General features: G+C 27.9%; 5 protein-coding genes. All 5 read left to right on the forward strand.

Going from position 1 to position 5,001, the window contains the following annotated elements:
• A partial coding sequence (locus CYP77_RS01215; protein WP_219809395.1) for a 2-aminoethylphosphonate aminotransferase occupies positions 1-1,807 on the forward strand: 1,807 nt, incomplete at its 5' end.
• Positions 1,804-3,105 carry a flippase gene (locus CYP77_RS01220; RefSeq protein WP_103567019.1) on the forward strand — a complete coding sequence of 434 codons (1,302 nt, stop codon included), beginning with the start codon at positions 1,804-1,806 and terminating at the stop codon, positions 3,103-3,105. The genes CYP77_RS01215 and CYP77_RS01220, both read left to right, overlap by 4 nt.
• 171 nt (positions 3,106-3,276) lie before the next feature.
• Positions 3,277-4,182 (forward strand): glycosyltransferase family 10 domain-containing protein, encoded by a 906-nt coding sequence (locus tag CYP77_RS01225; RefSeq protein WP_103567018.1) that lies wholly within the window; start codon positions 3,277-3,279, stop codon positions 4,180-4,182.
• Positions 4,175-4,498 (forward strand): hypothetical protein, encoded by a 324-nt coding sequence (locus tag CYP77_RS01230; protein WP_103567017.1) that lies wholly within the window; start codon positions 4,175-4,177, stop codon positions 4,496-4,498. The genes CYP77_RS01225 and CYP77_RS01230 overlap by 8 nt, the downstream gene beginning before the upstream one ends.
• Positions 4,465-4,872 (forward strand): hypothetical protein, encoded by a 408-nt coding sequence (locus CYP77_RS01235; RefSeq protein ID WP_410002955.1) that lies wholly within the window; start codon positions 4,465-4,467, stop codon positions 4,870-4,872. Before CYP77_RS01230 ends, CYP77_RS01235 begins: the two co-directional genes overlap by 34 nt.
• Positions 4,873-5,001: the final 129 nt, after the last annotated feature.

The following is a 5,001-nucleotide window of genomic DNA, read 5'->3' on the forward strand; positions in this document are numbered from 1 at the left end:
GATAAATACAGCAGTTATACTGGCGGCAGGTTTCGGAAGTAGATTAAAAGAAAGGACAAAATTAAAACCAAAAGGTTTTTTAGAAATAGAAGGTATTTCCCTTGTCGAAAGAAGTATAGATAACTTATTATCATTTGGAATTGAAAAAATATATATAGGTACTGGCTATTTGGCTGAAATATATGAAAAATTTGCACTTAATTATCCACAAATAGAAACAGTTAAAAGTGATAAGTATGAGATAACTAGTAGTATGTATACTCTTTATTGTATGAAAGAAAAGTTAAATGATGATTTTTTACTTCTTGAGTCTGACTTATTATATGAAAAAGATGCACTAAAATTTCTTCTTGAAGATGAATTGGACAATATTGTTTTAGCAAGCGATAAAACAAATTCGAATGATGAAGTATATATAGAGACCGATGAAAATTATAGTCTTATTTCTGTATCTAAAAAAAAGGAAGAATTAGGATCCATATATGGAGAGCTTGTCGGGATATCGAAAGTTTCAATAAAAAATTATAAGATTATGTGTGAGACCTTTGAAAAGCAAGATAATCTAAAAATAGATTATGAAAATATCATGGCGCAAATTTCAAGTAAAAGTTCATTTTTTGTTAAAAAAATAAATGGACTTATATGGTGTGAGATAGATGATCAAGACCATTTAAGAAGGGCGATTGAAAAAATACTACCTAAAATAAAGGCAAAAAATATGAAAATTAAAAGAAATATATTATTAAATCCAGGACCAGCAACAACAACCGATACTGTCAAAGCAGCTCAAGTTGTACCAGATATTTGTCCAAGAGAAAAAGAATTTGGCGATATTATGAAATATGTTTCATCTGAGCTTACAAGCATTGTAGCTAATACTAATGACTATACCACGGTATTGTTTGGTGGAAGTGGCACAGCAGCTGTAGAAGCCATATTAACTTCAGTTGTACCATACCATAAGAGCATACTGATTATAAACAATGGTGCTTATGGAACAAGAATGTGTCAAATAGCATCAAGATACAAGATAAAATATATAGAATTTAAAAGTTCATCTATAGAGCCAGTGGACTTAAAAAAAGTTGAGGAGGTAGTAAGGCAAAATAGCTCTATTTCTCATCTTGCTGTTATACATAATGAGACTACTACGGGTATTTTAAATAACCTTAGTGATTTAGGAAAATTAACAAAACAATATAATATAGAGTTTATAGTAGATGCTATGAGTTCTTATGCTGCTATCCCAATCGATATGCAAAAACAAAATATTTCATATTTGGCTTCTAGTAGTAACAAAAATATTCAAGGTATGGCCGGTGTCAGTTTTGTAGTTGCTAAAAAATCTTCTTTGGATGAGTTAAAAAACATAACACCAAGAACTTTTTATCTAAGTCTTTATGAGCAGTATGATAATTTTAAAAAAAATCATCAAATGAGATTTACTCCACCAGTACAAACCATATATGCTCTTAAGCAAGCTATTATTGAAGCCAAAGATGAGGGTATAGAAAATAGATACAAGAGATATTGTAAATCTTGGGAAACTTTAACAAAAGCTTTAAAAGAGATGGGATTAACTTACTTAGTAAATGACAAATACCACTCTAAAATTATCACTTCTATTCATATACCTGTTGGTGTAGATTTTAACGATATGCATAATTATTTTTACGAGAGAGGCTTTACTATTTACCCTGGAAAGGTGACAGAATTTAATACTTTTAGGATTGCAAATATAGGGCAGATAGATAGTGAAGATATTAAAGATTTTATTGTAATTTTAAAAGAGTATTTAAACAGATGATTAAAAAAATAAAATCATTAAAATCAAATAATGAGTTTATGAAATATTTTAATAATACATCATATTTACTTTTTGATAAGATTTTCAAAATGGTAATATCTTTTTTTGTAGTTATATATTTAACAAGGTATTTAGGCCCAGAAAGGTTTGGTTTGCTTTCATATGCTCAGAGCTTTGTAAGTATATTTATTGCATTTGCCTCTTTAGGTCTAAGTCAAATTATAGTAAGAGATATTGTAAACGATCAAAATAATGTAGATAAGGTGCTTGGAACCGCGTTTTTTATGATGTTTGCCTCGTCTATTATATCTATGGGAGTTATTTTTATATTAAGTTTTTTTATTTATAAAGAATCTCAAACGAGATTATTAGTAAATATAGTGGCAATAACTGTTATTTTTCAAGTTTTTTATATTTTAATTGAAAGTTTTTTTCAAGCAAGGGTTTTATCAAAATATATAGTTCTTGCTAGCAACACAGGTTTTATGATCTCATCATCTATAAAAATATTATTAGTTTATTTTAGTATGCCATTAATGTATTTTGCATATGCACTTGCGTTCGATAGTCTTTTTTTAGCATTGAGTTGTTTGTTTATATATAATTGCAAGGGCGGAAATATATTGGGTTGGAAATTTGAAAAATCATTGTTAAAAAAATATATAAAAATTTCTATACCAATGCTTATGGTATCTGTAACAGCATTTATATATACGAGGACTGATCAAATAATGATAAAACATATGCTTGGGGATGATGCAAATGGGAACTATGCAGCAGCAATAAGAGTCAGCGAACTGTTTTATTTTATTCCTGGTGTTATTGCGGCTTCTATATATCCAAAATTAGTAGAATTAAAATTACAAAACCAAGACAACTATTTAAAACTACTTGAAAAACTTTATAGATTAGTATTGTGGATATCTATTCCGATTGCCCTGACAATGACTTTTTGTAGTAGTCTCATTATTACAATATTATATGGCGAAAAGTTTGTTGCTGCTCCACATATTTTATCTGTCCTTTCATGGTGTATCATCTTTGCATCAATTGATGCAGTTTTTGTAAAAATACTCTATGTTGAAAAATTTGAGTCAAGGTACTTATATAAAAATGTATTTGGTGTATTGATTAATATAGTACTTAACTATATCTTAATTAATACACATGGCGCGGTTGGCGCTGCTATGGCGACACTAATTACACTGATGTGTGTAAGTTATGTTTTTGACCTACTAGATCCAGAATTAAGAAGATACTATTATTTAAAGTTAGTATGCTGGATACCTATAAAATGACTAAAATATTATTATGTATTTTATATATTTATTTTAGGAATAGTTTCGACATAACATTAAAGGAGACTAGCCATAAAAAATAAAACAATAGCATTTTATTGCGAATACGATAAGCGAGTAAACAATGATTATTTTCTGCTTCATTATCCATTGACAAATGAGTACGTTAGTTTGACTAATGATTTAAAAAGAATAGGGTATGAAATTCATACTCTGGATATATATAAAAAACAAAACATTGATCCGGATATTTGTATCTTTTTGGATATGCCGACTTTTAGTATAAACAAGATCATAAATAAGAAAAAAACAAAATCAATAGTAATGTTACGAGAAGCAGAAATTATAAATAAAATCAATTACGATAAAAAACGACACCAAGAATTTGATTTTATTCTAACATGGAAAAATAGTTTAATAGATAATAAAAAGTATTTTTTCTTCCCATCCACAAGGTATGTTTTTTCAGAAATGGCAACAGTTAAAGACTATCTAGATAGAAAGCTATGCGTTTTGATTAATAGTAATCTGTCATCAAAGATAAAAGGGGAGTTGTACTCACATAGGTTTAAAATCATTAGATGGTTTGAAAAAAAATATATTAGTGATTTTGATTTATATGGCTATGGTTGGGATAAATATATACTAAAAATTAAGAACAAAACTATATTTAGCTCAAAACTATTGGCACCCAAAAGGATCTCTTATAAAGGCACTGTTAAAGATAAGATATCAACTATATGTAAGTACAAGTTTGTGATTTGTTTTGAAAACGCAAATAATGTGGAAGATTATGTTAGCGAAAAGATATTTGATTGTTTTTTGGCTAGCGCGGTTCCTATCTATTGGGGGGCACCAAATATTGAAAAAATTATCCCGAAAGAATGTTTTATAGATTTTAGACAATTTAACTCTATTGATGAAATGCATGTATTTATATCTAGTATGAATTCTAAAAGATATTTAGAGTATATAGATAATATTAATTCATATATTAATTCTGATATGGCTAAAAAATATAGTCTTGAAAATTGGGTTAATTCTATAAAAAAAGTTATAAGGTTATGTAATGTTTAAAAAGAATGACTGGAATCCAAAAATATTAGAGTTTTTTTTAAATGCAAATTTTTTAGAGAGAAAGGAACTTTGGAGATATATTCAAAAATTTTCAAAAAATTTTAACGGCTATATTTTGGATTTAGGTTGTGGGACAAAACCTTATATCGATCTATTTGAGTGTAAGAGATATATAGGCCTTGAACTAATAGGGGGGGGCAGAATAATGCTGATTTTTTTTATGACGGCAATACTTTTCCTTTCGAGGATAGTTCATTTGATGGCTTTGTCAGTTTTCAGGCTATATACCAGGCGGATAATATCGAGAATATTATGAAAGAAATTAATAGAGTATTAAAAATTAACGGTAAAATTTTAATTTCTGTACCTTTTATATGGTTTGATGGTGAAAAACATTCTGAGAGAAAATTTTCTACTCATTACACAGAAAAGCTTTTTATTGATTATGGATTTGAAATTATAAAACGAGAAAAAACAAATCCAAATTTAAGCTCACTATTTTTGCTAGCAAACGTATATTTTAATGACATGATCGGCAAAATTACTTTTAAGTTTCTAAGAAGAATTTTAAAATTGTTTGTTACTCCTTTCTTAAATTTAATTGGATTGCTAAATTTAAAGTTTTGTCAAAAAACAACCAATCTTTATATTGATTCGGTAATTTATGCTATTAAGGTAAAAAATGTTTAATATTATAAAAAAAATTATCGAGAATCTTTTTAAGACACATCAGTGGTGCATCTTAATAAAAAAATCAAACGAAAGCGTTTGGGTTAGGCTAAAGCAACCAAAAGATGTAAGTAGAGCAGATCCGTTTAT

Origin of the sequence: Campylobacter concisus, from assembly GCF_002913865.1 — a bacterium.
GTDB classification, from domain to species: Bacteria; Campylobacterota; Campylobacteria; order Campylobacterales; family Campylobacteraceae; genus Campylobacter_A; species Campylobacter_A concisus_AM.